Annotated in this window: 18 protein-coding genes and 1 riboswitch; of the genes, 12 read left to right on the forward strand and 6 right to left on the reverse strand. The window is 70.0% G+C overall.

Going from position 1 to position 25,600, the window contains the following annotated elements:
* Window positions 1-188: 188 nt before the first annotated feature.
* Both J5226_RS24680 and J5226_RS24685 read left to right on the forward strand, forming a co-directional pair.
* On the forward strand, window positions 189-563 hold the full coding sequence (locus J5226_RS24680) for an acyl-CoA thioesterase (protein ID WP_215837726.1): 375 nt from the start codon (window positions 189-191) through the stop codon (window positions 561-563).
* A 135-nt stretch (window positions 564-698) separates the two neighbouring features.
* Window positions 699-1,745 carry an aldo/keto reductase gene (locus J5226_RS24685; protein ID WP_215837727.1) on the forward strand — a complete coding sequence of 349 codons (1,047 nt, stop codon included), beginning with the start codon at window positions 699-701 and terminating at the stop codon, window positions 1,743-1,745.
* Window positions 1,746-2,100: 355 nt separating this feature from the next.
* On the opposite strand, the gene J5226_RS24690 is transcribed toward J5226_RS24685, so the two are convergent.
* Window positions 2,101-4,236 carry a TonB-dependent siderophore receptor gene (locus J5226_RS24690; RefSeq protein ID WP_215837728.1) on the reverse strand — a complete coding sequence of 712 codons (2,136 nt, stop codon included), beginning with the start codon at window positions 4,234-4,236 and terminating at the stop codon, window positions 2,101-2,103.
* A gap of 234 nt (window positions 4,237-4,470) precedes the next feature.
* Complete coding sequence (locus tag J5226_RS24695) at window positions 4,471-5,643, reverse strand: hypothetical protein (RefSeq protein WP_255322934.1); 1,173 nt, start codon at window positions 5,641-5,643, stop codon at window positions 4,471-4,473.
* A gap of 400 nt (window positions 5,644-6,043) precedes the next feature.
* A riboswitch (cobalamin riboswitch) is annotated at window positions 6,044-6,318 on the forward strand.
* A 187-nt stretch (window positions 6,319-6,505) separates the two neighbouring features.
* Here J5226_RS24695 and metE point away from each other — a divergent pair.
* Window positions 6,506-8,785, forward strand: a complete 2,280-nt coding sequence (metE, locus tag J5226_RS24700) for a 5-methyltetrahydropteroyltriglutamate--homocysteine S-methyltransferase (RefSeq protein WP_215837729.1) — start codon at window positions 6,506-6,508, stop codon at window positions 8,783-8,785.
* Between the two features lie 267 nt (window positions 8,786-9,052).
* Here metE and J5226_RS24705 read toward each other — a convergent pair whose 3' ends face one another.
* Entirely contained in the window at window positions 9,053-10,675 is a 1,623-nt protein-coding gene (locus J5226_RS24705; protein ID WP_215837730.1) for a diguanylate cyclase, read from the reverse strand.
* Window positions 10,676-10,880: 205 nt separating this feature from the next.
* Entirely contained in the window at window positions 10,881-11,885 is a 1,005-nt protein-coding gene (gene gap / locus J5226_RS24710; protein ID WP_215837731.1) for a type I glyceraldehyde-3-phosphate dehydrogenase, read from the reverse strand.
* A gap of 233 nt (window positions 11,886-12,118) precedes the next feature.
* Here gap and J5226_RS24715 point away from each other — a divergent pair, with 233 nt between their 5' ends.
* The 9 genes from J5226_RS24715 (at window position 12,119) to J5226_RS25540 (ending at window position 20,945) form a co-directional block, all read left to right on the forward strand.
* Entirely contained in the window at window positions 12,119-12,742 is a 624-nt protein-coding gene (locus J5226_RS24715; protein ID WP_215837732.1) for an OmpW family outer membrane protein, read from the forward strand.
* Between the two features lie 232 nt (window positions 12,743-12,974).
* Window positions 12,975-13,826, forward strand: coding sequence for a S1/P1 nuclease (locus tag J5226_RS24720; protein WP_215837733.1), 852 nt, complete (start codon window positions 12,975-12,977; stop codon window positions 13,824-13,826).
* A gap of 76 nt (window positions 13,827-13,902) precedes the next feature.
* Window positions 13,903-14,796: an MBL fold metallo-hydrolase gene (locus tag J5226_RS24725; RefSeq protein WP_215837734.1), complete on the forward strand. Its 894-nt coding sequence runs from the start codon at window positions 13,903-13,905 to the stop codon at window positions 14,794-14,796.
* An 8-nt stretch (window positions 14,797-14,804) separates the two neighbouring features.
* Window positions 14,805-15,326: a molybdopterin-dependent oxidoreductase gene (locus J5226_RS24730; RefSeq protein WP_215837735.1), complete on the forward strand. Its 522-nt coding sequence runs from the start codon at window positions 14,805-14,807 to the stop codon at window positions 15,324-15,326.
* 358 nt (window positions 15,327-15,684) lie between these two features.
* Window positions 15,685-16,470: a molybdate ABC transporter substrate-binding protein gene (modA, locus tag J5226_RS24735; RefSeq protein WP_215837736.1), complete on the forward strand. Its 786-nt coding sequence runs from the start codon at window positions 15,685-15,687 to the stop codon at window positions 16,468-16,470.
* An 84-nt stretch (window positions 16,471-16,554) separates the two neighbouring features.
* Window positions 16,555-17,259, forward strand: coding sequence for a molybdate ABC transporter permease subunit (gene modB / locus J5226_RS24740; protein ID WP_215837737.1), 705 nt, complete (start codon window positions 16,555-16,557; stop codon window positions 17,257-17,259).
* Window positions 17,256-17,894 carry an ATP-binding cassette domain-containing protein gene (locus J5226_RS24745; protein ID WP_215837738.1) on the forward strand — a complete coding sequence of 213 codons (639 nt, stop codon included), beginning with the start codon at window positions 17,256-17,258 and terminating at the stop codon, window positions 17,892-17,894. The genes modB and J5226_RS24745 overlap by 4 nt, the downstream gene beginning before the upstream one ends.
* Window positions 17,895-18,034: 140 nt before the next feature.
* The gene (locus tag J5226_RS24750; protein WP_215837739.1) at window positions 18,035-20,062 is read left to right on the forward strand and encodes an acetyl-CoA hydrolase/transferase C-terminal domain-containing protein; all 2,028 of its coding nucleotides are present in this window, start codon (window positions 18,035-18,037) and stop codon (window positions 20,060-20,062) included.
* Between the two features lie 112 nt (window positions 20,063-20,174).
* Window positions 20,175-20,945, forward strand: a complete 771-nt coding sequence (locus J5226_RS25540) for a transposase (protein WP_255322935.1) — start codon at window positions 20,175-20,177, stop codon at window positions 20,943-20,945.
* 70 nt (window positions 20,946-21,015) lie between these two features.
* On the opposite strand, the gene tkt is transcribed toward J5226_RS25540, so the two are convergent.
* Both tkt and J5226_RS24765 read right to left on the reverse strand, forming a co-directional pair.
* Window positions 21,016-23,013, reverse strand: a complete 1,998-nt coding sequence (tkt, locus tag J5226_RS24760; protein ID WP_215837740.1) for a transketolase — start codon at window positions 23,011-23,013, stop codon at window positions 21,016-21,018.
* A 774-nt stretch (window positions 23,014-23,787) separates the two neighbouring features.
* On the reverse strand, window positions 23,788-25,152 hold the full coding sequence (locus tag J5226_RS24765) for a dicarboxylate/amino acid:cation symporter (RefSeq protein ID WP_215837741.1): 1,365 nt from the start codon (window positions 25,150-25,152) through the stop codon (window positions 23,788-23,790).
* Window positions 25,153-25,600: the final 448 nt, after the last annotated feature.

Below are 25,600 nucleotides of genomic sequence, written 5' to 3' on the forward strand. Positions count from 1 at the left end.
GAGCCCCTCTTCCCAGCTAAGCCCCTCTCCCGCTTGCGGGGGAGGGTTTGGGGTGAGGGCACACGCTCCGGCCCCGCATTTTCGCAACCTGCTTTCCCTCACCCCGACCCTCTCTCGCAAATGGGAGAGGGAGCACGCGCTCCGGAATGTTCGACCTCATCTCATCCCCCAACACAGACACCTCCGCCATGACCGAAGCCCGCATGACCGAGATCGTCTTCCCCGACCACACCAACCACCTGGGCACGCTGTTCGGCGGCCAGGCGCTGGCGTGGATGGACAAGGCCGCCTTCATCGCCGCCTCGCGCTATGCGCGCCGCACCGTGGTCACCGCGCGCTCGGAGCAGATCGATTTCCACCTGCCGGTGCCCAAGGGCGCGTTGGTGGAACTGATCGCGCGCGTGGTCGAAACCGGCCGCACCTCGATGCAGGTCGAGGTGGAGATGATCCGCGAGGACTTGCTCACCGGCGAATCGCAGTTGGCCACGCGCGGGCGCTTCACCATGATCGCGCTCGATGTCGAGGGCAAACCCACCGCGGTACCGGCGCTGCCGGGCGTCTGAGCGCGCGCCGCGCGCCGACGCGGCCACCGATGCAACACAGCGATCCGGCGCGACGACGCGCCGGCGCAAGCTGCGGATATTCCGGAGCGCGGGCGATTCCTAGAGTCGCCGCACCTCCACAACGGATACCGCGCGATGCCACTGGACCACTACCGCACCCTCGGCCGCTCCGGCCTGCGCATCAGCCCGATCTGCCTGGGCACCATGACCTTTGGCGACGATTGGGGCTGGGGCAGCGACGAAACCCAAGCGCGGCACGTGTTCGACGCCTACCTCGAACGCGGCGGCAATTACTTCGACACCGCCAATTTCTACACCGGCGGCAGCTCGGAAACCCTGCTCGGCCGCTTCGCCCAAGGCCGCCGCGATCGGTTGGTGATCGCGACCAAGTTCTCGCTGTGCACCGACCCGGGCGATCCCAACGCCGGCGGCAATCACCGCAAGAACCTGCGCCGCTCGGTCGAGGACAGCCTGCGCCGGCTCGATACCGACTACATCGACTTGCTGTATCTGCACGCCTGGGACGCGACCACGCCGGTCGAGGAAGTGATGCGCGGCTTCGACGATCTGGTCCGCGCCGGCAAGGTGCTCTATGCCGGCGTGTCCGACCTGCCCGCGTGGCAGGCCGCGCGCATGCAGACCCTGGCCGAGTTGCGCGGCTGGTCGCCGCTGGTGGCGCTGCAGACCGAATACAGCCTCGCCCAGCGCGAGAGCGAGCGCGAACTGTTGCCGATGGCGCGCGAGCTCGGCCTCGGCGTGAGCGCGTGGTCGCCGCTGGCCTCGGGCGTGTTGACCGGCAAGTACTCGCGCGCCGACTTGGATCCCGCCACGGCGCAAGGCCGGCGCGCGGTCGCCATCGGCAACGGCGCCTTGACCGAGCGGGCGCTGGACATTGCCGAGGTCGTGGTCGAGATCGCGCGCGAACTCGACCGGCCGGCGGCGCAGGTCGCGCTGGCGTGGACGCTGCAGCGGCCGGGCGCGATCGTGCCGGTGATCGGGGCGCGCACCGAAGCGCAGTTGCTGCAGAACCTGGGCGCGTTGGAGATCGAACTCGGCACGGCGCAGATCGAGCGGTTGGAACAAGCCAGCGCCATCGCGTTGGGGTTTCCGCACGATTTCCTGGCCTTGCCCGGGATCGTCGGCGCGATGTTTGGCGGCGCGCAGGTGCGGCGGGATTGGTGAGGTCTGCGTAGAGGCGAATGCCGGCGCGGAACGGCGCGGCGGCTGATTCGCCGCACCCTCCCAGCCGCCACCGGCCTCCCTAACCCCGTCATTCCGGCGAAAGCCGGAATCCATTTTGATTTTGCCGTCCAGCTTTTCCGCCGACGCAAGAGCAACGGCAAAATGGATTCCGGCTTTCGCCGGAATGACGGGGTTGGGGGATGCCGGGCGTTCGGGGCATGAGCTGCGCGACCTGCAAGGCGCCCCTCATGGCACGACCTCAAGGCACGGCCTCAGGACACGACCTCAAGACGCGGCCTCAGGACACAGCCTCAAGACGCAGCCTCAGGCCACGAAGGGCAGCAACGACGCGGCCTCAGAAGAACCGGTAATCCACGGTCAAACTCACCGTCCGCGGCGCGCCCGGCGCGTTGAACCCATCCACCGACCCGTGCGCCGACGCGAAATACCGCTTATCGAACGCGTTCTCCAGGCGCAAACGCCAATCCCACGGCCCGCTGCGGTAACGCGCGTTGAAATCGAAACGCGTGAACGCCGGCAGCGCACTGAGGTTGGTCGGCGCGGCGTACTGCAACGACACGTGCTGCGCCAGCGCGCCGACGCTGAAGCCGCCGCCGAGCGCGTACTCGGCGTACAGCGACGCGCTGTGGCGCGGCGTCAGCGGCGAGACCTTGCCCTGGAACGGCACGCCGCCGGCGGCGTTGTTGGACTTGGTGATGCGCCCGTCGAGGTACGCGTACCCCGCATAAAGATCCAAACGCTGATCCAGCAGCGAAGCCGCCAGCCCCACCTCGGCGCCGCGCGTGCGCTGGGTGCCGACGCCGATCTGCCGGCGCGGGTCGAGCGGGTCGGTGGTCTTGATGTGTTCGCGTTCGCTTTCGAACACCGCCGCGTCGAAGCTCAGCAAACCGTCGGCGCGGGCGAACTTGTAGCCGAGCTCGCGATTGGCCGTGGTTTCCGGGCTCAGGTCGACGTTGACCGTGCTCAGCGGCAGGCTCTCGGCCGAAGGCTGGAACGATTCGCCCCAGCTCGCGTACAGCGAATGCTGCGGCGCCGGCATCCAGATCAGGCCCAGGCGCGGGCTCCATTCGCGGTCGCTGCGGTCCAGCCGCGGCGCGTTGGCGTTGAGGCGGTCGCGGGTCTGCTGGCGGTAATCGTCGTAGCGCACGCCCAGCACCGCTTTCCACTGCTCGTTCAACGCGATCTGATCCTGCACGTACACCGCCGCGTTGCGCAGCCGGCTGCGCGCGGCCGCTTCGGCGCGCGGGTTGAACACCGGGCGGTCGAGCACCGGCGCGAGCAGGTCGATGTTGGTCGCGCGGCCGCCGTAGCTGGCCTGATCCTTGCGCTCGTAGCTGTATTCGCCGCCGATCAGCACGCGGTGGCGGCCGCCTTCGTACGTCACGTCGGTCTGCGCGAACCACGCGCGCTGGTCGCGGTCGTTGCCGGCGTGGCGGCGCGCGGACAGCCAGCGGCCGTTGCTGAGGAAAGGATTGCCGGTGATCAGGGTGTTGCGGCGGCGCAGTTCGTAATCGGTGCCGCGCAGGGTCGCGCGCAGTTCCCACTGCGGCGCCAGCGACTTGCTGTAGACCGCGTTGAACACGTTGACGCGGGCGCGGCTGTAATCGTCGCGGCGCGCGTCGGCCGAGCCGTAGTAGGTATCGATCGGCACGTCGACCGGCCGGCCGAACAGGCTCGGGATGCCGAAGTCGGTGACGCGTTCGTCGCGCTGCGCGCTGGCTTGCAGCAGCAACTGGCCGCCGCCGAGGTCGAAGCGGTACGACGGCGCGATCAGCCAGCGCTCGATGAAGCCCTGATCGCGGAAGGTGTCGGAATCCTCCAGCGCGGCGACAATGCGGCCGGCGCCCGGGCCGAGCGCGCCGGTGGCGTCGAATTCGCCGCGACGGCCGCCTTCGCTGTCGGCGTACAGGCGCAGCGAGGCCTGCGCGGTGTCCAGCGGCTGCTTGCTGATGCGGTTGACCAGGCCGCCGGACGAGCCGCGGCCGAACAGCATCGCCGCCGGGCCTTTGAGCACTTCGATGCGCTCGACATTGGCGAGATCGCGGAAGTACATCGCATCGTCGCGCACGCCGTCGAGGTATTGATCGGCCAGCGCGCTGAAGCCGCGGATGAAGACCTGATCGCGCTGGCCGTCGCCGTTGTTGAGCGAGACGCCGGGCACCAGCGCCAGCATCTCGTTGAGCGAGCGTCCGCCCTGGGCGTCGATCAGCGCGCGCGGCAGCACGGTCACCGCTTGCGGGGTTTCCAGCAGCGGCGTGTCGGTCTTGGTCGCGCTGACGCTGCGCTGGGCGCCGAACTTCGGCGCGGCCGCGCCGTGCACCTGGATTTGGTCGAGCTCGTGCACCGGCGGCGCGGCGTCGGCAGCGGCGGTGGAAGCCGCGTCGGCGGCCGCGGCGAGCGGCGCGAAGCACAGCGGAGCCAGGGCCAGCGCGAGACGCGCCGGCGCCAGCCGGAGAGGCGAAACGGACATGCGTACAGCTCCTGCGGAGCGGGTCCGGTGGAACGCACGGACCCGCGAAAACGTCGTTGGCTGGAGCCCCGCGGGCGCTCTGGCTGGTTGGGCCGCGATTGTCCGGCAGGCGCGCGGGGGCCGCAAGTCGGCGGCGGCCGCGGATGGGTGCGGGCGGCGGCGCCGCGAGCCGTACGCTCCTGCGCGCGACGGCGCCGCGAGCCGCACGCACGCATGCGGGCGGCGGCGAAGCGCTTACTTCGCCGACTTCTCGGGCTTGTCGGCCTTGGCCGGCTTATCGCCGCTCTTGGCGTCGGCGAGCTTGCCCTCGATGGGCTTGCCGTCCTCGCCCACCGCGGTTTCCTCCAGCAACGGCGGCGGCAGATCGCGCGCGTACAGATCCGCCGGGCTGTCGCCCGGGCAGGTCTTGTCGGGGAAACCGAACTTCGCCTGCAATTGCTCGGCGCACTCGGGCATCGACTCGAAGCTCTTGCCGGTGCCCATGCACTGCTCGTCGAAGGCGCGGCGGAACGACTCGCGGCGGCGGACGAAATCGTCGCCGCACTTGCGCGCCAGGCGGATGCGGTCGAGGTCGTCCTGGGCGGCGTTGGTGCCGTCCAAGCCGTATTGCTTGAGTTCGTCCGGGGTGAGGATGCGCAGGTCGCGGTTGGCCACGGTCATCATCAGGTCCGAGACCGCGGTGGCGACGCCGTTGCGCTCCAGGTAATCGCGCACCTGCTGGTTGATCTGGCGCAGCTCGCGGCTGAGTTCGGCGCGCGAGGTGGCGGTGGAGCGGTCGCGCATCAGCCGGTGGATGCCGACCTTGCCCTCGATCGAACGGGTGTCGCCGGCCGCCAGCACCAGCACGCAAGCGCTGTGGCAGACCGACTCCTCGCGCACCCAGATCGCCCAGCCCGACTCGGCGATGGTGTCGCCGGCGCGCAGCGCCTCTTCGACGTGGCCGCCGCTGGAATCGATGTCGAGGATGCGGGTCGGGATCTCCATGCGCGCGGCCATCGCCGCCACCCGCTGCGCCAGCGCGGTGAAGCCGGTGCCGATCTTGCCTTGGTAGCGCACCCGCACCACGCCGCGCTGCTGGCACGGCGACATCGCGTCGACCAGGCTGAAGAAATCCAGCGAGGCGAGCTTGTCGCCGTCGCCGAAGCGCGGGTAGTCGTATTCGCAGCTGATCCGGGCGACGCCGCCGTCGAGCTTGGCCGGCGGCCAGTAGGTGCCCTTGAGGATGTCCTCCTCGCTGACCGCCGCCGGCGCGGGCTTGGGGGTGTCGTTCTGGCTGCCCAGGGTCACCGGCGCCGCGGTTTGCGCCGGCTCGCTCTTGCCGCACGCGGCCAAGGCCAGCGCGCACAGCAACGCCAGCGAAGCGAGCAGGAACCCGCGGGCGGGGAACGGGGAGCGTTGCGGAAACATGTGTCGAGCCACCGGAGTCGGAATCGCGCGGGACCGTCCTGGCCCGCGCCGCGCGCTGCGCTGTCGCAAACGTTAGCCGTAGCCTGGGCCAAGCTCAACGAGGCGCGCGCGCGGAAGCGGGCGCGCCTTCATCTTGGGCGGGGGCGGATGAACCCCGGCCGAGGGAAACCCGGGGTTCGGCGCAGCCGACAGGTGCGGCAAAAGCGCGCCGATCGCGGCGATCCGGGCCGAACGTATCGGCCGCCCACCCCGCGCGGCGCACGCTCCGGACGCGGCGCCCCAGCCTCGCCGCACCCGACGACGCGACCGCGCCCACCGCCGTTTTCGTCATTTGACTTCGCCCTGCCCGCTGCGTACCTTGGCCTCGTCTCGGTGAACATCGCTTCATGCAGATAAAGCGATGGGACACGCCGGCCACGGTTCGCGCCGCGGCCGGCCAGAGGGAATCCGGTGCGAATCCGGAGCTGCCCCGCAGCGGTATGGGAAACGAACGGGTCTTGGCACTGGGCGCGGTTGGGCTTGGGAAGCGACCCTGTAGGCATGGAGCTAGGAGATAGCGTTTAGGAGTTGGGAGATAGCGAGAGCCAGAGCTTTTGCTATCTCCTAACTCCTATCCGCCACCTCCTAGCTCCAAAGTCCCGAGCCCGAAGACCTGCCGCGACCGGAAGGTCCGCCTTCCGTCCGACTCCGGCCCCGCCACGCCGTCGCGCCCGCGCGACGTCCGCGGCGGGCCGGCTCGCCCGCGGGGGCGGAGGTCGAAGCCACTGGAATTCGTCGGGCCCGGCGCGAACGCGCGCGGGCCGGCGCGGCCGTGGTCTCCTTCGTTGCCCTGCGTCATGCCCACGCATCGCAGGTATTCATCATGATCAGCGTCACCACTCTCGGCTTCCCGCGCATCGGCGCGCGGCGCGAGCTCAAGCAAGCCCTGGAATCGTTCTGGAACGGCGACAGCGACGCGGCCGCGCTGCAAGCCGCCGCCGCCGCGCTGCGCGAGCGCCATTGGCGCCTGTCGGCCGCCGCCGGCGCCGACAGCGTGCCGTGCAACGATTTCTCGCTCTACGACCACGTGCTCGACACGGCGCTGCTGTTCGACGCCATCCCGGCCTCGCACCGCGCCGCGTTCGAGGAGGATCCGCTCACCGGCTACTTCGCCCTCGCCCGCGGCCTGCAGGACGGCCGCCGCGATCTGCGCGCGCTGGAAATGACCAAGTGGTTCGACACCAACTACCACTATCTGGTCCCGCAGTTCGAGCCCAAGCAACGCTTCGCCCTGCGCGCCGACAAGCCGTTGGCCGAACTGGCGCAGGCGCGCGCGCTCGGTCTCGACGCGCGGCCGGTGCTGCTCGGCCCGGTCACCCTGCTCAAGCTCGGCAAGCGCAGCGACGGCGGCGATCCGCGCGAACTGCTCGACGCGCTGCTGCCGGCCTACGCCGAGTTGCTGGCCCAGCTCAAAGCCGCGGGCGCGAGTTGGGTGCAGATCGACGAACCGGCGCTGGCGCTCGATCTCGACGATACCGACCGCGCCGCGTACCGCCGCGCCTTCGACGCCCTCGCCCAGGCCGATTCGCCGCAACGCTTGCTCGCCACCTACTTCGGCGCGCTCGGCGACAACGCCGCGTGGGCCGCGCAGTTGCCGGTGCAGGCGCTGCATCTGGATCTGGTGCGCGCGCCGCAGCAACTCGAAGCGGTGTTGCCGCAACTGCCCGACGACCGCGCGCTGAGCCTGGGCGTGGTCGACGGCCGCAACATCTGGCGCGCCGACCTCGACGCCGCGCTGAGCCTCGCCCGCCGCGCCGGCGACCGCGCGCGCTGGCTGGCGCCGTCGTGTTCGCTCTTGCACGTGCCGACCGATATCGAACTCGAACGCAAGCTGCCCGGCCCGCTCAAGCAGTGGATGGCCTACGCGAAACAAAAGATCGAAGAGCTGCACCTGATCGCCGGCGCGCTGGCCGGCGACGCCGCGGCCGAAGGCGAACTGGCGAAGGCCGCCAGCGCGCGCGCCGCGCGGCTGGCCTCGCCGCTGCTGCGCAACGCGCAGGTGCGCAAGCGCCTGGCCGAAGTCGAGCCGGCGATGACCCGCCGCGCCAGCGCGTACCCGCAACGCGCGCGCGTGCAGCAGGAGCGGCTGCAACTGCCGCTGTTCCCGACCACGACCATCGGCTCGTTCCCGCAGACCGCGCAAGTGCGCCACGCCCGCGCCGAACACAAGGCCGGCCGCCTCGACGACGCCGGCTACCGCGCCTTCCTAGAAAACGAAACCGTGCAGTGCCTGCGCGAGCAGGAAGCGCTCGGCCTCGACATGCTCGTGCACGGCGAATTCGAGCGCAACGACATGGTCGAGTACTTCGGCGAACAACTCGACGGCTTCGCCTTCACCTCGCACGGTTGGGTGCAGAGCTACGGCTCGCGCTGCGTCAAGCCGCCAGTGCTGTTCGGCGACGTGGCGCGGCCCAAGCCGATGACGGTGCGGTGGAGCCGTTTCGCCCAGGACCACGCGAGCAAACCGGTCAAGGGCATGCTGACCGGGCCGGTGACGATCCTGCAGTGGTCGTTCGTGCGCGACGACCAGCCGCGCGCCGACAGTTGCCGGCAGATCGCACTGGCCTTGCGCGAGGAGGTGCTGGACCTGGAAGCCGCCGGCATCGCCGCGATCCAGATCGACGAACCCGCGCTGCGCGAAGGCCTGCCGCTGCGCCGCACCGATTGGCCGGCGTATCTGGCCTGGGCCGGCGAAAGCTTCCGCCTCGCCGCCAGCGGCGTGGACGATGCGACCCAGATCCACACCCACATGTGCTACGCCGAGTTCAACGACATCATCGACGCGGTCGCCGCGCTCGACGCCGACGTGATCTCGATCGAGACCTCGCGCTCGCGCATGGAGTTGCTCGACGCGTTCGTGCGCTACCGCTATCCCAACGGCATCGGCCCGGGCGTGTACGACATCCATTCGCCGCGCGTGCCCGACCGGGCCGAGATGTTCGAGCTGCTCGACAAGGCGCTGGACGTGCTGGAACCGGCGCAGTTGTGGGTCAACCCCGACTGCGGTTTGAAGACCCGCGGTTGGCCGGAAGTGCGCGCGGCGTTGCGGGCGATGGTGGCCGCGGCCGAGGGTCTGCGCGAGGCGGCGCGCGCGCAAGCGTGAACCGCGCGGACGCGCCGCTGCGCGGCGGCGCGTCCGCGTTCGGGTCGATGGCGCCTCGGGCGGCCGCGTTCTGTGCGCCGGTTCGGAGTCGGTCGCGGCGGATTCGGGGCGGCCGATCCGCAAGGGCCGGGTCGAAGCGGCCGGTCCGCCGCGGCGCGTTCGCAGCGACCGGCCGGAAGCGGGCGATGCCCCGGCGACCGCGCCCGAACGCCCCGATTCCGTCACCGCTGTCGGCCGGGATCGCGCCGCCCGCCCGAACCCCTTCGCCTAAAAACTGAACCCGTTGCGTCCGCGCCGCTTGACCCGATACAGCGCCGCATCCGCGCGATCCATCGCCGCGTCCAGCTCCTCCGCCGCCGCGGCGAACGCCACGCCGATGCTGCAGGTCAGGCGGCCGTGTTCGCTGTCGCGATGCTCGATGGCCGCGCGATGGACGCCGAGCAAGGCCGCGCGCGCCGTTTCGATCGCCCGCGCCACCGACGCCTCGGGCATCAGCACGCAGAACTCCTCGCCGCCGGTGCGCACCAGCGCGTCGCTCTCCTCGCGGATCTGCGCGCGGATCGCCGCCACCGCCGCGCGCAGGGCGTCGTCGCCGGCGCGATGGCCGTAGCGGTCGTTGTAGGCCTTGAAGTGATCGACATCGATCAGCAGCACCGCCACGCCGCGGCGCGGCGCGCGCGCGATCAGCGCTTGCACGAACTCCTCGCCGCCGCGGCGGTTGCACGCGCCGGTCAGGGGATCGGTGCGCGCCACCCGGTCCAGTTCGGTCAGCGCCTCGCGCAACTGCGCGGTGCGCTGCACCACCTCGTTCTCGCGCTCGGCCAGGCTCTGGCGCAGTTCGGCGTGGGCATGGTCGAGCCGCGCCGACAGATCGACGATGGCGTCGAGCACCGGCTGCAGTTCCTCGGGCATCGGCGCGTGCGCCGGCGCGCCGTCGGGATCGGGCGGCGCGCCGGCGGCGAGCGCGCGCAAGCGTTGCAGCAGCAGCGACGAGGCGCGGCCGAGCGTGCGCGCATACCAGCCGAACGCCAGCGCTGCGCCGAGCACGGCCAGCAGCAGCGCTTGGCTCATGAACACCACCCGCTCCATCGCCTCGCGCGCGGCGCGTTCGCGCGGGCCGACCGCGTACACCGTCCAGCCGTCGCGCGCGCGGGCGCGGGCGACGAACGCGCGCGCGCCGCCGGGCATCACCGCCAACCCGCGGCGTTCGGCGGGACCGTCGAGTTCGCCGAGCGCCGCGGCGAAACGGCTGTCGGCGGCGCGCTGCATGAAGCGCAGGCCCATCGCCGCGCTGGCGTGGATGACGCGGCCGCTGCGGTCGAGCAGCACGGTCTCGAAGTCGCCGCGCGCACCGTCGTCGTACAGTTGCTCCGGGCTCAGCGAGGCCTCGATCACGCCGTCGAACGCACCGTCGCGAAAGCGCGGCACCGACACCACCACTAGCGGATCGCTGCCGATGCCGCGGCCGACGAAGGCGTCGGACACGTAGTCGCGGCCGGTGCGCGCCGGCACCCGGAAATAATCGCGATAGGCCACGTCCAGGCCGATCGCGCGCGGCACCACCTTCGCCGGCGCGGCGCCGATCACCTTGCCGCGCGCATCGGTGGCGATGAGGGTCAGGATCGAGGGATAGCGCCGCTGCAGTTCGGCCATCTCCAGGTTCCAGTCGAGGTCGTGGCGCCGCCCGGCCGCGGCCAGCACGTTGAGGCTGGCGCGCAGCGCGATCAGGCTGTCGTCGAGTTCGCGCGCGAGCATTTGCGCGCCGACGTCCAAGCGGCGGTCGATCTCGACCAACTCGGTGCGGTAGCGGCTCCAGATCATCGCCGAGCCGAACAACAGGCTCGGCAAGGCCACCGCCAGCGTCAGCAGACGAATGAACTGGCCGTACAACCCGCGCCCGGCCGGGCGCAGTCCGGAGGGTCCGTTTGTGGATTTTTTGCGGCCTCCAAAACGAAACAGCCCCGCCGGAGCGGGGCTGTTTCGTTTTGGGGGCGCCGACGTTCGCCGCCGCCCGGACTCGCCGGGCGACGCGCGATCGGGTGGCCGGGGCTGTTCCATCGCCCGATCTCCCTGCCTGGGTCGGTGGCCGCGCGGCTTACTTGCCGGCGACGACCTTGACCATTTCCAGGCACTTGTTGGAGTAGCCCCACTCGTTGTCGTACCAGCTCACCAGCTTGACGAAGGTGCCGTCGAGCGCGATGCCGGCTTCGGCGTCGAAGATCGAGGTGCGCGCGTCGCCGCGGAAGTCGGTCGCCACGACCTTGTCCTCGGTGTAGCCCAGCACGCCCTTGAGCGCGCCTTCCGACTGCGCCTTCATTTCCGCGCAGATTTCGGCGTAGGTGGCGTCCTTGTTCAACTCGACGGTCAGATCGACCACCGACACGTCCGAGGTCGGCACGCGGAACGACATGCCGGTGAGCTTCTTGTTGAGCTCCGGGATCACCACGCCGACGGCCTTGGCCGCGCCGGTGCTGGACGGGATGATGTTCTCCAGGATGCCGCGGCCGCCGCGCCAGTCCTTGTTGGACGGGCCGTCGACGGTCTTCTGGGTGGCGGTGGCGGCGTGCACGGTGGTCATCAGGCCGCGCTTGATGCCCCACTTGTCGTTGAGCACCTTGGCCAGCGGCGCCAGGCAGTTGGTCGTGCACGAAGCGTTCGACACGATCGCCTCGCCCTTGTAGGTGGCGTGGTTGACGCCGTAGACGAACATCGGCGTGTCGTCCTTCGACGGCGCCGACAGCACCACCTTCTTGGCGCCGGCGTCGAGGTGCTTCTGCGCGGTGGTCTTGTCCAGGAACAGGCCGGTGGATTCGATGACGACGTCGGCGCCGACTTCGTCCCACTTGAGGTTGGCCGGGTCGCGTTCCTGGGTCAGGCGGATCTTCTTGCCGTTGACGACCAGGGTGTTGCCTTCGACCGCGACGGTGCCCTTGAAGCGGCCGTGCACGGAGTCGTACTGCAGCATGTAGGCCAGGTAGTCCGGCTCCAGCAGGTCGTTGATGGCGACGATTTCGATATCGCCCTCGAAGTTCTGCACGGCCGCGCGCAACACGTTGCGCCCGATGCGGCCGAAGCCGTTGATGCCTACCTTGATCGTCATTGAGGAGCTCCTGCGGCCGCCGGGGCGGGTCGAAGTGGGGAAACCGCCATTCTAGCAAGGCGGGGCCGGCGTCGCAGTCCGGCAACGCCACGGCCGAGAGCGACGGTGAGCCGCACCCGGACTGCGATGGCAATCAAGGTTTGCCATTTTCTTGCGCATTTAGAGTGCGCGGCAGGCCTCGGCCTGTTCAGAAAACCAAGTATTCCGTACTCACTTGTAGGGGGACTCAAGGAATGAACCATCGACTGATCGGCGGCCTCGTCGCCGCCGCGTTCGCTTGTGCGGCCCATCCGGCCCTGGCCCAGCAGGCCGGCAACTTCACCGTCGGCGTCGGCGCCCACCAAGTCCAGCCCAAGTCCAACAACGGCAGCCTGCTCGGTGGTACCGCCCAGCTCGAGATCGGCGACAACGTCCAGCCGACCTTCACCTTCGAATACTTCTTCCGCGACAACCTCGGCATCGAAGTGCTGGCGGCGACGCCGTTCAAGCACGACATCGAGATCAAGGGCCTGGGCAAGGTCGCCACGACCAAGCACCTGCCGCCGACGTTCTCGCTGCAATACCACTGGAACAGCCAGGGCGTGGTCTCGCCGTTCGTCGGCGTGGGCGTGAACTACACGACCTTCTTCAGCGAGAAGACCACCGGCCCGCTGCGCGGCGCCAAGCTCAAGCTGGAGGATTCGGTCGGCGTGGCCGCGCACGTGGGCGTGGACTTCCAGCTCAACGAGCGCGGCGCGATCCGGGTCGACGCGCGCTGGATGGACATCGGCAGCGACGTCAAGCTCAACGGCACGAAGATCGGCAAGGCCAACATCGATCCGTTCGTGTACGGCCTGGCGTACGTGTTCAAGTTCTGAGGATCGCCGGCGGCGCCGAGGCCGCCGCCGCGACACGGGGCCGCGCCGGTTCGCCGGGCGCGGCCTTCGTTTTTATGGAGGCGTTGCCGGCGGGTCGGCCACGACGACGGGCGAGTCGGCGAAAGCCGGCTTGCGCGCGAGGTCCGACGCGCGCGTCCCGAACCGCCGCCGTCCGCCGCACCGCCAGCTTCGGACAGCGGCGCCGCCCGCGCGCTCCGGTACAGTGCGCGCCATGACCGAACCCCGTACGTCCGCTTCCGCCCGCCGCTTGCTCGGCGCCGCCGCCCTCGCGCTCGCCCTGCCGCTGCCGGCTTTGGCCTGGGGCCCGCAAGGCCACCGCCTCGTCGCCGAACTGGCCTGGGCCGAAATGTCGCCCGCCGCGCGCGCCGAAGCGACCAAGCTGCTCGCCGGCGAGCCCGACCCGAGCCTGCCCGGCATCGCCAACTGGGCCGACGAACTGCGCGCCAACGACCCCGACCTGGGCAAGCGCAGCGCCAAGTGGCATTACGTCAACCTGCCCGAGGACGGCGACTGCCATTACGACGCCGCCCGCGATTGCCCCGGCGGCAATTGCGCGGTCGGCGCCATCGTCGCGCAGACCGCGATCCTGGCCGACCGCAGCAAATCCCAGGCCGAGCGTTTGCAGGCGCTGAAGTTCGTCGTGCACATCGTCGGCGACGTGCACCAGCCGCTGCACGCCGGCTACGCCCGCGACAAGGGCGGCAACGACTTCCAGCTCGCCATTCCCGGCCAGCCCGAGCGCCCCGGCGGCTACGGCGCCAACCTGCACTCGCTGTGGGACAGCGGCATGCTGAGCATGAGCAAGCTCGGCGACGAGAAGTATCTGGCCAAGCTGCAGCGCATCGACGTGCCCGCGGTCAGCGCCGTCGGCCTGCCGCCGCCGGCCGCCGACTGGGCCGAGGAATCGTGCAAACTGGTGCGGCAGCCGGGCTTCTACCCGCCCACCCACAAGCTGGCCCCGGACTACGTCGCCACCTGGCGGCCGCTGGCCGAGACCCAGCTGCGCCTGGGCGGCGAACACCTGGCCAAAGTGCTCGACGCCGCGCTGGCGCCGGGCCGCTGACCGCCGCGGCGCGCTGCGCCGCCCCGGCCCTCGCGGCGCGCGCCGCGCGGGCCTCGCCGCACAGAGAGCCGCCGCCATGCCGCCGGGCCCCAACGCCATCGCCGCGCCGCAGGTCAGCGCTTTCCATCACCGCGACACCGGCACCTGGAGCTATCTGGTCGCCGATCCGTCGACCCGCGCGGCCGCCATCGTCGACCCGGTGCTGGACTTCGACGCGCGCTCCGGCCGCACCGGCCTGGACAGCGCGGCCGCGCTGCTCGCGCGCGCCGCCGCCGACGGCCTGCGCATCGACTGGCTGCTGGAAACCCACGCCCACGCCGATCACCTCAGCGGCGCCCACGCGCTGCGCGAACGCTTGCAGGCCCAGACCGGCGGCGCACCGCGGCTGGCGATCGGCCGCCGCATCAATGAGGTGCGGCGCGTATTCGCGCCGCTGTTCGGCCTGCCCGACGGCGACGACGGCGCGTTCGATCATCTGTTCGACGACGACGAGGAGTTCGCGCTCGGCGCGCTGCCGGCGCGCGCGATCCCGGTGCCGGGCCACACCCAGGACAGCCTCGCTTATCTGATCGGCGACGCGCTGTTCGTCGGCGATTCGCTGTTCATGCCCGACAGCGGCACCGCCCGCTGCGATTTCCCCGGCGGCGACGCGGCGATGCTGTACCAATCGATCCAGCGCCTGTACCGCCTGCCCGAGGCCACCCGCGTGTTCGTCTGCCACGACTACGGCAAGGACGGGCGCGAGCCGGCCTGCGAGACCAGCATCGGCGCGCAGAAACACGCCAACGCGCACGTGCGCGCCGACACCGCCGAGGCCGAGTTCGTCGGCCTGCGCGAAGCGCGCGACCGCACCCTCGCGGTGCCGGCGTTGATCCTGCCGGCGTTGCAGGTCAACCTGCGCGGCGGCGCGCTGCCGGAGCCGGAGGCCAACGGCGTGCGCTATCTGAAACTGCCGCTCGATCAACTGTGAGGAACCGCATGCGCCGCATCGACCGCCGATCGTTCGTCCTGCCGCTGCTGTTGTTGGGCGCCTGCTTCGCCGCGCAAGCGCACAAGCACGACGGCGCGCCGCACAAGCGCGGCGACGCCGCGGCGGTGCCGCCCGGCGCGGTGGAAGTGAAGCTGGACGAAGCGGTGCTGGCCAAGCTGCCGCAGGTGAAGGCCGAAGGCATGGCGCACGGCCGCAAGCTGGCCTGCGAAGGCGTGGCCCTGGTCGACCTGCTGCGCGCCAGCGGCGCGATGCCGGCCGAACCGCTGCGCGGCGCGCAGCTCTCGCGCATGGCCCAGGTGCGCGCCCGCGACGGCTACCGCGCCGCGTTCTCGCTCGGCGAACTCGACCCGAGCCTGGGCAACCGCCCGGTGGTGCTGACCCGCCGCTGCAACGGCGCCGAACTGCCGGCCGAGGACGGCCCGTGGCGCTTGATCGTGCCGGGCGAATCGCGGCCGGCGCGGTGGGTGCGGCAGGTGGAATCGATCCGGGTGAGCGACGCGGAGGTTTGAGGCGCTTTATCGAAGCATCGCGCTGAAGTCTCTGGATCCCCGCCTGCGCGGGGATGACGTACTGGAAGAGGCGCGACGGAATCCACTTGAACCCAATCCGCCCGAACGGAATCCGTTCGATCGCAATCCGTTCGACCGCCCTGCCCGCCCAACAACGCTGGCCGCGCCTCCCACCCGGCCGTCGTTCCCGCGAACGCGGGAACCCAGGGCTTCATCCAGACAGACTTTCCGATCCGACGCTTTTCGCCCGGACCGCGGCGATTTGAGATCGACCGTCCCGCCCGCGAAACCGCCCGGGCGACGCATTCCCGTCCCACTCCCGGGTTACTCTGAACCCCTCTCCACGCCGGCTCCGCCCATGAACCTCCGCCGCCGCGTCCTCGGCGCTCTGTGCGCTCTCGGTTTCGCCCTCGCCGCCACCGCCGCGCCGGCGCAGGCGCAGAAAACGCCGCTCACGGTGTTCGCCGCCGCCAGCCTCAAGGAATCGCTCGACGAAGCCGCTGCGGCCTACGAGAAGCAGACCGGCCAGCCGGTGCGCGCCTCCTACGCCGCCAGCTCCGCGCTGGCGCGGCAGATCGAACAGGGCGCGCCGGCGGATCTGTTCTTCTCCGCCGACTTGGACTGGATGGATTACCTGCAGCAGCGCCAGTTGCTCGTCGACGCCACCCGCCGCAACGTGCTCGGCAACACCTTGGTGCTGATCGCGCCGAAGGACAGCCAGGCCAAGCCGCTCGCGCTCAAGCCCGGCGTCGATCTGCGCCCGCTGCTCGGCGACGGCCGCCTCGCGCTGGCGCTGACCGCGAGCGTGCCGGCCGGCAAGTACGCGCGCGCCGCGTTCGAGAAACTTGGCGTGTGGGAGCAACTGCAGCCGCGCGTGGCCGAAGGCGAGAACGTGCGCGCCGCGCTGATGCTGGTCGCGCGCGGCGAAGCGCCGCTGGGCGTGGTCTACGGCAGCGACGCGCAAGCCGAACCCAAGGTGCGGGTGCTGGCGACCTTCCCCGCCGACAGCCACGCGCCGATCGTCTATCCCGTGGCCGTGGTCAAGGCCAGCGCCGCCCCGGGCGCGGCCGGGTTCGCGCAATGGCTGCGCGGCAAGCAGGCCGCGGCGATCTTCCGCCGTCACGGCTTCGCGCCGCTGCCGTGAGCCGCGCCGCGGTCCGATGCGCGCGCGATCCGAATGAGCGTCGAACCCGAATGAACGCCGGAACCGAATGAGCGCCGGACCCAAATGAGCGCTGGATTCGCCGGCTTCAGCGACGCCGAGCTGACCGCGATCGCGCTCAGCCTGAAAGTCGCCGCCGCCGCCACCGTCTGCAGCCTGCCGTTCGGCGTCGCGGTCGGCTGGCTGCTGGCGCGCACGCGCTTTCCCGGCAAGCTGCTGGTCGACACGCTGATGTACTTGCCGCTGGTGTTGCCGCCGGTGGTCACCGGCTACGCGCTGCTGATCGGCTTCGGCGCGCAGGGGCCGATCGGGCGTTTTCTGTCCGAGCACTTCGGAATCGTGTTCGCGTTCCGCTGGACCGGCGCGGCGCTGGCCAGCGCGATCATGGGCTTCCCGCTGATGGTGCGCGCGATCCGGCTGTCGATCGAGGCGGTGGACCCACGCCTGGAACAAGCCGCCGCCACGCTCGGCGCCAACCCGTGGCGGGTGTTTTTCGGAGTGACGCTGCCGCTGGCCTGGCCCGGGCTGTTGGCCGGCGCGGTGCTGTGCTTCGCCAAGGCGCTGGGCGAATTCGGCGCCACGATCACCTTCGTGTCCAACATCGCCGGCGAAACCCAGACCTTGTCGTCGGCGATCTGGGGCTTGATGCAAACGCCCGGCGCCGAATCCGGCGTGCTGCGCCTGGCCCTGGTCGCGGTCGCGCTGTCGTTCGCCGCGGTGTTCGTGTCCGAATGGCTGGTGCAGCGCCAACGCGCGGGAACGCAGCGATGAACGCGGCGAGCGCCGGTTTCGACATCGACATCGAACTGAGCCGCGGCTCGTTCCGGCGCGCGTTCGCGATCCGCAGCCCATCGCGCGTGGTCGCCGTGGTCGGCGACTCCGGCGCGGGCAAGACCTCGCTGCTGCACGCCATCGCCGGCCTGCTGCGGCCCACGCGCGGACGCATCGTCGTCGCCGGCGACACCTTGTTCGACCGCGACCGCCGCATCGACCTGCCCGCGCACCGCCGCCGCATCGGCTACGTGTTCCAGGACGCGCGCCTGTTCCCGCACCTGGACGTGCGCGCCAACCTGCTCTACGGCCTGCGCGGAGCGGCCGCGCGCGAACGCCGCTTCGAGTTGGCCGACATCGTCGAACTGCTCGGCATCGAGCATCTGCTCGCGCGCGGCACCGCGGGCTTATCGGGCGGCGAAACGCAGCGCGTCGCCCTCGGCCGCGCGCTGCTGTCGCAGCCGCGCATCCTGCTGCTGGACGAACCGCTGTCGATGCTCGACATGAACCGCCGCGACGAGTTGCTGCCGTATCTGCAGCGCGTGCGCGACGAGAGCGGCTTGCCGATGATCTACGTCAGCCATTATCCCGAGGAAGTGCGGCGGATTGCGGAGGATGTGCATCGGGTGGGGTGAGGCGCGCAGAAGATAGCGAATAGAAGATAGGAGATAGCGAGAAACCGGGCTTTTGCTATCTCCTATCTTCTATCCGCTATCTCCCACCCCGCTCCCACCCGCCCTCATCGCCTTGACGGGCCCGATGCCATACTCGGGCGATGACCGAGTCCGCCCGCGAAACCCAGCCGTTCCAGTCCCTCGCCGACGCCGTCGAGTTTCTCTACCGACGCGTCGACGGCCCGCTGCACGTCGGCGCGCCGCTCGGCCTGGGCAAGCCGCACCGCCTGCTCAACGCGCTGTACGAGCGCGCCGAGCGCGAGCCCTCGCGGCGCCTGCATCTGTACACCGCGCTGTCGCTGGATCCGCCCGGCGCCGGCAAGGGCTTGGAGGCGCGGTTCCTGCGCCCGTTCGCGCAGCGCCATTTCGGCGACGACTATCCGCGGCTGGCCTACGTGCAGGCGCTCAAGCGCAACGCGTTGCCGGCGCATATGGAAGTCGAGGAGTTCTATCTGCAATCGGGCGCGCTGCTCAACGCGCAGGCGGCGCAGCGCCGTTACGCCAGCCTCAACTACACCCACGTCGCCCGCGCGCTGGCCGACCGCGGGGTCAACGCGGTGGTGCAGAAGGTCGCGCCGGATCCGGCCGGCAGCGGCCGCTTGTCGCTGTCGTGCAATACCGACCTGACTTTCGACGCGATCGACGCCATCGTCGCGCGCGGCTTGCCACGGCCGGTGCTGATCGCCGAAGTCGATCCGCTGCTGCCGTGGCTCGGCGGCAGCGCGGCGGTGGACGCATCGTTCTTCGACGCGGTGGTGACGCCGCCGGGTCCGTATCCGAAGTTGTTCGGCTTGCCGCGGCAACCGGTGAGCGACGCGGATTACGCGATCGGGTTCCATGCCAGCACCTTGGTGCGCGACGGCGGGACCTTGCAGATCGGGATCGGGACGTTGGCGGATGCGCTTTGCCATGCGCTGGTGTTGCGGCATACGGACAATGCGGCGTATTGGCGGGTGTTGGGGGCGTTGGGGTACGCGCAGGGCGGGGAGTCGAGGGATGCGGGAATTTCGCCGCGGCAAGATGTCGCTTCGGGTGAAGTTGACCTCTCCGGCACCCGTAACGCGAAGGCGCCAATGGCGCCGCTCGGTCCGTTTGGCGTCGGGCTTTTTGGCTGCAGCGAAATGCTCAACGAAGGCTTCCGCCGCCTCGTCGAAGTCGGCGTCATCAAGCGCAAGGTGATCGACGATCTCGACTTCATGCGCCGCCTGCACGAGGGGCGCGCCGACGCGGCCGACCTGGAGCGGCTCGAGCGCGAAGGCGAGTACCTGCAAGGCGGCTTCTATCTGGGCTCGCAGGACTTCTACGACTGGCTGCGCGACATGCCCGAGCACGAGCGCCGCGGCATCAGCATGCGCCGCATCAGCGAGGTCAACGAACTCTACGGCGGCAACGAAACGCTGGAACGCCTGCAACGCCGCGACGCGCGCTTCTTCAACAGCTGCATGATGGCCACCGCGCTCGGCGCGGCGGTCTCCGACACGCTCGACGACGGGCGCGTGGTGTCCGGCGTGGGCGGGCAATACAACTTCGTCGCGATGGCCCATGCCCTGCCCGACGCGCGCTCGGCGCTGATGCTGCGCGCCACTCGCGACAGCGGCGGCGAAACCCGTTCCAACGTGGTGTGGAACTACGCGCAGACGACGATCCCGCGCCATCTGCGCGACGTCTACGTCACCGAGTACGGCATCGCCGACTTGCGCGGCAAGACCGACGAAGACTGCATCCTGGCGATGGCCGGCGTGGCCGCGGCCGGCCACCAGTTCCCGCTGCTGCAGGCGGCGATGCGCAGCGGCAAACTGCCGTCCGCGCATTACCGCCTCAGCGACCGCAACACGCCGCGCCGGCTGAGCGAAGCGCTGGCGCCGCTGCGCAAGGCCGGCGCGCTGCCCGACTACCCGCTCGGCAGCGACTTCACCGCGGTCGAGCAGCGACTGGTCAAAGCCTTGGCGTGGCTCAAGGCGAACACCGCCGGCAACGGCGCGAAGGCGCGCACCGTGCTCAAGGCTTTGTTCTCGTCCGGCGCCGTCGATGCCGAAGCGATGCAGCGAATGGGATTGGAGCGGCCGCGCGGTTTCGGCGAGCGGATCGAGGCGCGGCTGGTCGCGCTGGCCTTGCGCGAGACCGCCTGACGCGCGCGATCGCGCGCGCGCCGCGTTCCGACGCCCGCGCGCGGATTTCCCCTAGGCCGGTGTCGGACCACGGCCGATAACCGCCCTCGCCCGCAGCCGCGATGCTGCGGGCATGAACCCGACGCACGACGCCCGCCTCGATCCGACGCCTACCCCGCCCCCGGACGCCCGGCGCATCCACGTGGTCACTGCCACCTGCATCCGCCGCCGCCGCATCTTCGCCAGCGACCATGTCGCGCGCATCGCGGCGGCGTCCATCGTCGATCCGGACAAATGGCTGGGCGCGCAGTTGCTGTGTTGGGTGTTGATGCCGGACCACTGGCTCGGCCTGATCCAACTCGGCGAAGGCATCCGCCTGGAAAGCGTGGTCGCTTCGATGAAAGGCCGCGCGGCGCGTGCGGTCAACCGCGCTTTGAATCGGAAAGGCTATGTGTGGATGCCGGGCTTTCACGGCGAAGCCTTGCGCGAACAAGAAGACCCGCTGGAGGCCGCGCGCCGCCTCGTCGCGCAGCCCCGGCGCGCGGGATTGGTGCAGCGAACCGGCGACTACCCTTATTGGGACGCGGTCTGGACGCAGCGACGAACCGGGGAACTGAAACCGCTGCCCTACGCGCTCGCGTGGCCTCGCACGCCGCCGGACGGCTCGCCCTCGTCCGCCGGAACGCTCGATGCCGCAGATGAGTTTCGCGCCGCGCCACCAAGCGATACGGCCACCGCGCCGACGCCGTCGTCGATACCGGATTCGCTGTCGGACCCGCCGCATGCGCCGCGCCGGTCGCCGATGCCGCCGGGAGAGATCCGAACGCGCCGTACGGCAGCGACGCCACGAACGACCCAGCAGCCGAACACTAAGAGCGCGCGCAAAAATGAATCGGCGCCATAACAAAACGGGGACGCCTGGCGTCCCCGTTCGGTCGCCGCCCCGCGTGCGGGGCGGCCGATGCAAAACCCGATCAGCCCAGCTTCTTGACTGTGGCGACCACGCGGTCGACGGTGAAGCCGAAGTACGGGAACAGCGCTTCGGCCGGAGCCGAGGCGCCGAAGCGGTCGATGCCGACCACGTCGCCGTCCAGGCCGACGTACTTGCGCCAGAAGTCGCTGACGCCGGCTTCGATGGCCACACGCTTGCGCACCGCGTTCGGCAGCACCGACTCGCGGTAGTCCAGCGGCTGACGGTCGAACACGTCGGTCGAGGGCATCGACACCACGCGCACCTTGACGCCGTCGGCGGTCAGCGCATCGGCGGCCTGAGTGGCGAGGCCGACTTCCGAACCGGTCGCCAGCAGGATCACCTCCGGCGCGCCGTCGCTGTCGCGCAGCACGTAGCCGCCGCGCTCGATCCGCTCGACCTGCTGCGCATCGCGCGGCTGGTGCGGCAGGTTCTGGCGCGAGAACACCAGACAGCTCGGACCGTCCAGGCGGGTGATCGCCGCCTTCCACGCCGCCGTCGATTCGACCGCGTCGCACGGGCGCCACACGTCGTTGTGCGGGATGTAGCGCAGGCTGGCGAGGTGTTCGATCGGCTGGTGGGTCGGGCCGTCCTCGCCCAGGCCGATGGAGTCGTGGGTGTAGACGTGGATCACGTGCGCGCCCATCAGCGCGCTCATGCGCACCGCGTTGCGGGCGTAGTCGCTGAACACCAGGAAGGTCGCGTCGAACGGAATGAAGCCGCCGTGCAGGTTCAAGCCGTTGCTGATCGCGCTCATGCCGAACTCGCGCACGCCGTAGTAGACGTAGTTCGCGTTCGGATCGTTGCTCGCGACCGACTTGCTGGCCTTCCACAAGGTCAGGTTGGAATGCGCCAGATCGGCCGAGCCGCCGATCAGTTCCGGCAGCAGCGGCGCGAAGGTTTCGATCGCCATCTGCGAGGCCTTGCGCGAGGCGATGGTCTGGCCGTCGGCCTGCAGCTTGGCGATGTAGGCGTCGGCCTGGGCGGCGAAGTCGGCCGGCAGCTCGCCGGCGATGCGGCGCTGCAGTTCGGCGGCTTCGGCCGGGAACTGCGCGGCGTAGGCGTCGAAGGCCTGCTGCCACTGCGCCTGGGCGCCGGCGTGGTCGCGGTTGCGCCAGCCGGCGTAGATGTCCTGCGGGATCTCGAATTCGGCGTACGGCCATTGCAGCGCGGCGCGGGTCGCGGCGACTTCGTCCTTGCCCAGCGGCGCGCCGTGCGAGGACTCCTTGCCGGCCTTGGCGGGCGAACCGAAGCCGATCGTGGTGCGGCAGCAGATCAGGGTCGGCTTGTCGCCGTGCTTGAGCGCGGTTTCGATCGCGGTCTTGATCTCGACCGGGTCCTGGCCGTTGACCTTGCGGATCACGCGCCAGCCGTAGGCCTCGAAGCGCGCCGCGGTGTCGTCGGTGAACCAGCCGTCGGTGTTGCCGTCGATGGAGATCTTGTTGTCGTCCCAGAACGCGACCAGCTTGCCCAGACCCCAGGTGCCGGCCAGCGACGCGACTTCGTGCGAGATGCCTTCCATCAGGCAGCCGTCGCCCAGGAACACCCAGGTGCGGTGATCGACGACGGTGTGGCCTTCGCGATTGAAGCGCTGGGCCAGGATCTTCTCCGCCAGCGCCATGCCGACCGCGTTGGCCAGGCCCTGGCCGAGCGGGCCGGTGGTGGTCTCCACGCCCACGGTCTCGAAGTTCTCCGGGTGGCCCGGGGTCTTGGAGTGCAGCTGACGGAAGCGCTTGAGCTCCTCGATCGGCAGGTCGTAACCGGCCAGATGCAGCAGCGCGTACTGCAGCATCGAGCCGTGGCCGTTGGAGAGGATGAAGCGGTCGCGGTTGAACCACTTCGGATCGGCCGGGTTGTGGCTCAGGAAGTCGTTCCACAGCACTTCGGCGATGTCGGCCATGCCCATCGGCATGCCGGGGTGGCCGGAGTTGGCGGCCTGCACCGCGTCGATGGCGAGGAAACGGATGGCGTTGGCAAGATCGCGGCGGCTGGGCGTCGTCATGGGGCTCGGGCGGCTGAGGCTGGGAGGCGGAGCGGAGAACCGGCCCGGACACTGATCCGTTCTGGGCGGCGGGCCGGCGAAGAGCCGTCATTGTCCCATCCCGGGACGGCCCTGTCGCCCCGAACCCGTTCAGCGGGCGGCCGCGAGGGCGCCGAAGCGGGCTCGCGCGTCCCGAATCGGCAGATTCGGCACGCAGGCCCCTGTAGGAGCGACGCGAGTGGCGACCAACCGAAGCGACGCAGCCCCGCCGCCCCCTCCGAAGCCGCAGATATTCCCCGGCATTCCGGCGAAAGCCGGAGCCCACAAGGTTCTGCTGTCGCCGTTTGCCTTGACGCATCCCCACGAAAAGCACACGCCCCGCGGCCCCGGAGGGCGTGCGCAGGATGCGCACGCGCGCCATGGGGCATGGATGCCCCTTATGGCGCGGCCCCGCGCTGCTGCGAGCCATAGTGGCTCTTGATTCGAAAACAGGGGAAAGCCCTTTCTTTGGTTACTTTCTTTGTGGCTTTGGACAAAGAAAGTGACCCGGCCGCTTGCGGACGGAAGCTTTAGATCTTGCTTGTCTTCGCTCGTAGCGACAGCAAAATCCTATGGATTCCGGCTTTCGCCAGAACGACGGGCCGGGGGATCTGCGGCTGCGGGATCGTGCCGGCGGGGCTGCGACGCGTCGGTTGGTCGCGACTCGCGTCGCTCCTACAGGGCGCTTACGCGACAGCGACACTCCCGCCACAACGAAAAAGCCCGCCGGACGGCGGGCTTTTCGGAACCGGCGGATCAATCCGCCAACGTCTCCGCCGTCGGATCCTCCACCCCGCGGGACACCATCGAGGCGATGGCGATGTCGCCGGTGACGTTGAGCGTGGTCCGGCACATGTCGAGGAAGTGGTTGACGCCGAGGATCAGGCCGATGCCTTCCGGCGGCACCTTGACCATCGCGCAGATCATCGCCACCACCGGCAGCGAGCCCGAGGGGACGCCGGCGGTGCCGATGCCGCCGAGGATGCACACCAGCATCACCATCACCTGCTGGCCCAAGGTCAGGTCCACGCCGAAGAACTGGGCGAGGAAGATCACCGTCACGCCCTCGAACAGCGCGGTGCCGTTCTGGTTGGCGGTCGCGCCCACGGTCAGCACGAAGCGCGAGATGCGCCGCGGCAGCTTGAGCTCGTCGGCCACGCGCAGCGCGGTCGGCAGGGTCGCGTTGCTGGAAGCGGTAGAGAACGCCAGCACCATCGCTTCCTGCGCGCCCTTGAAGAACGCCATCGGCGAGCGCCCGCCGATGAATTTGAGCGCCAGCGAATAGGTCACGAACATGTGGATGGCCAGCGCCGAGACCACCACCGCGACGTACTTGGCCAGCTTGAACAGCAGGTCCCAGCCGAACTGCGAGGACAGGTTGAACATGAAGCAGAACACCGCGTACGGCGCCAGCTTGATGACCAGCCCGATCAGGGTCATCGAAATCTCGAACAGGCCCTGGATGCCGTCGCGCAGCGTGTCGACCGCCTTGGACTTGGTCAGCACCATGCCCACGCCGATCATCAGGGCGAAGAACATCACCGCCAGGATCGCGTCGTCGGCCGCGGCTTGCACCACGTTGCTGGGCACGATCGACACCAGCATCTGGATGCCCTTGGGCGCGTCGGTGCTGCCCTTGACGATGCTCTGCGCGCGCTCGGCGTTTTCGCTCATCAACTGCTGCGCCTGCGCCGGATCCATGCCGGCGCCGGGCTGGAACAGGTTGACCATCACCAGGCCCAGCACCACGGCCAGGCCCGACATCACGATGGTCAAACCCAGCGTGCGCCAGCCGACCCGGCCGAACGAGCGGATGTCGCCCATCTCGCTCACGCCCATCACCAGCGCCGAGAACAGCAGCGGGATCACCAGCATGAAGATCAGGCGCAGGAAGATTTCGCCGGCGGGGCCGGTGATCACTTCGGTGAACAGCTTGAGCAGCGATTCGCAGCGCCAGCCGGTCGCGCCGGCTTCGCAGGCTTGGCCGCCCAGTTGCGCCCAGCTCACGCTGCCGATGCCGGCGGCATAGACGATCAGGCCCAGGCCCAGGCCGGCGAGGAAGCCGATCGCCATTTTCCAGTGCAGCGGCAGCGGCTTGCGCGCGTTCGCGGTTTCGCTCATGGATTCGCTCGTTACGGGCCCGGCCAAAACAGCGGGCAGGATACACCAGGGGGTCGAAAACGCCCGGACGGTGGGGTTTGGAGGCGCCGCGGCGTGCGTCGAAGCGGGTTTTGCGCTAGTGCGCGGCAGTTCGCGGCAGCGGCGGCGACGGGTTCGTGGCGATTCGGCGTGGACGCGGCGAGGCGGACGCCCTCGCCGGCCGTTTTGGCCCGTCGCCATCCGCCGAAACCGCGATGGGCGAGCGTCGAAGCTTCGTGTGGGCCGCGCATTACCCGCGTGGTCAGCGAGAGTCGCGCTTGCCGGGAGCGACGTTCGCCGAAAGCCGCTTGGCTCGTCGCCATCTGCCAGAGCCGCGATGAGCGAACGTCGAGGCTCCGTGCGGGCCGCGCACGCCAGCGTGGTCAGCGAGCGTCGCGCTTGCCGGGAGCGACGTTCGTCGAAAGCCGCT

Origin of the sequence: Lysobacter sp. K5869, assembly GCF_018847975.1 — a bacterium.
In the GTDB taxonomy this organism is placed as follows: Bacteria; Pseudomonadota; Gammaproteobacteria; order Xanthomonadales; family Xanthomonadaceae; genus Lysobacter.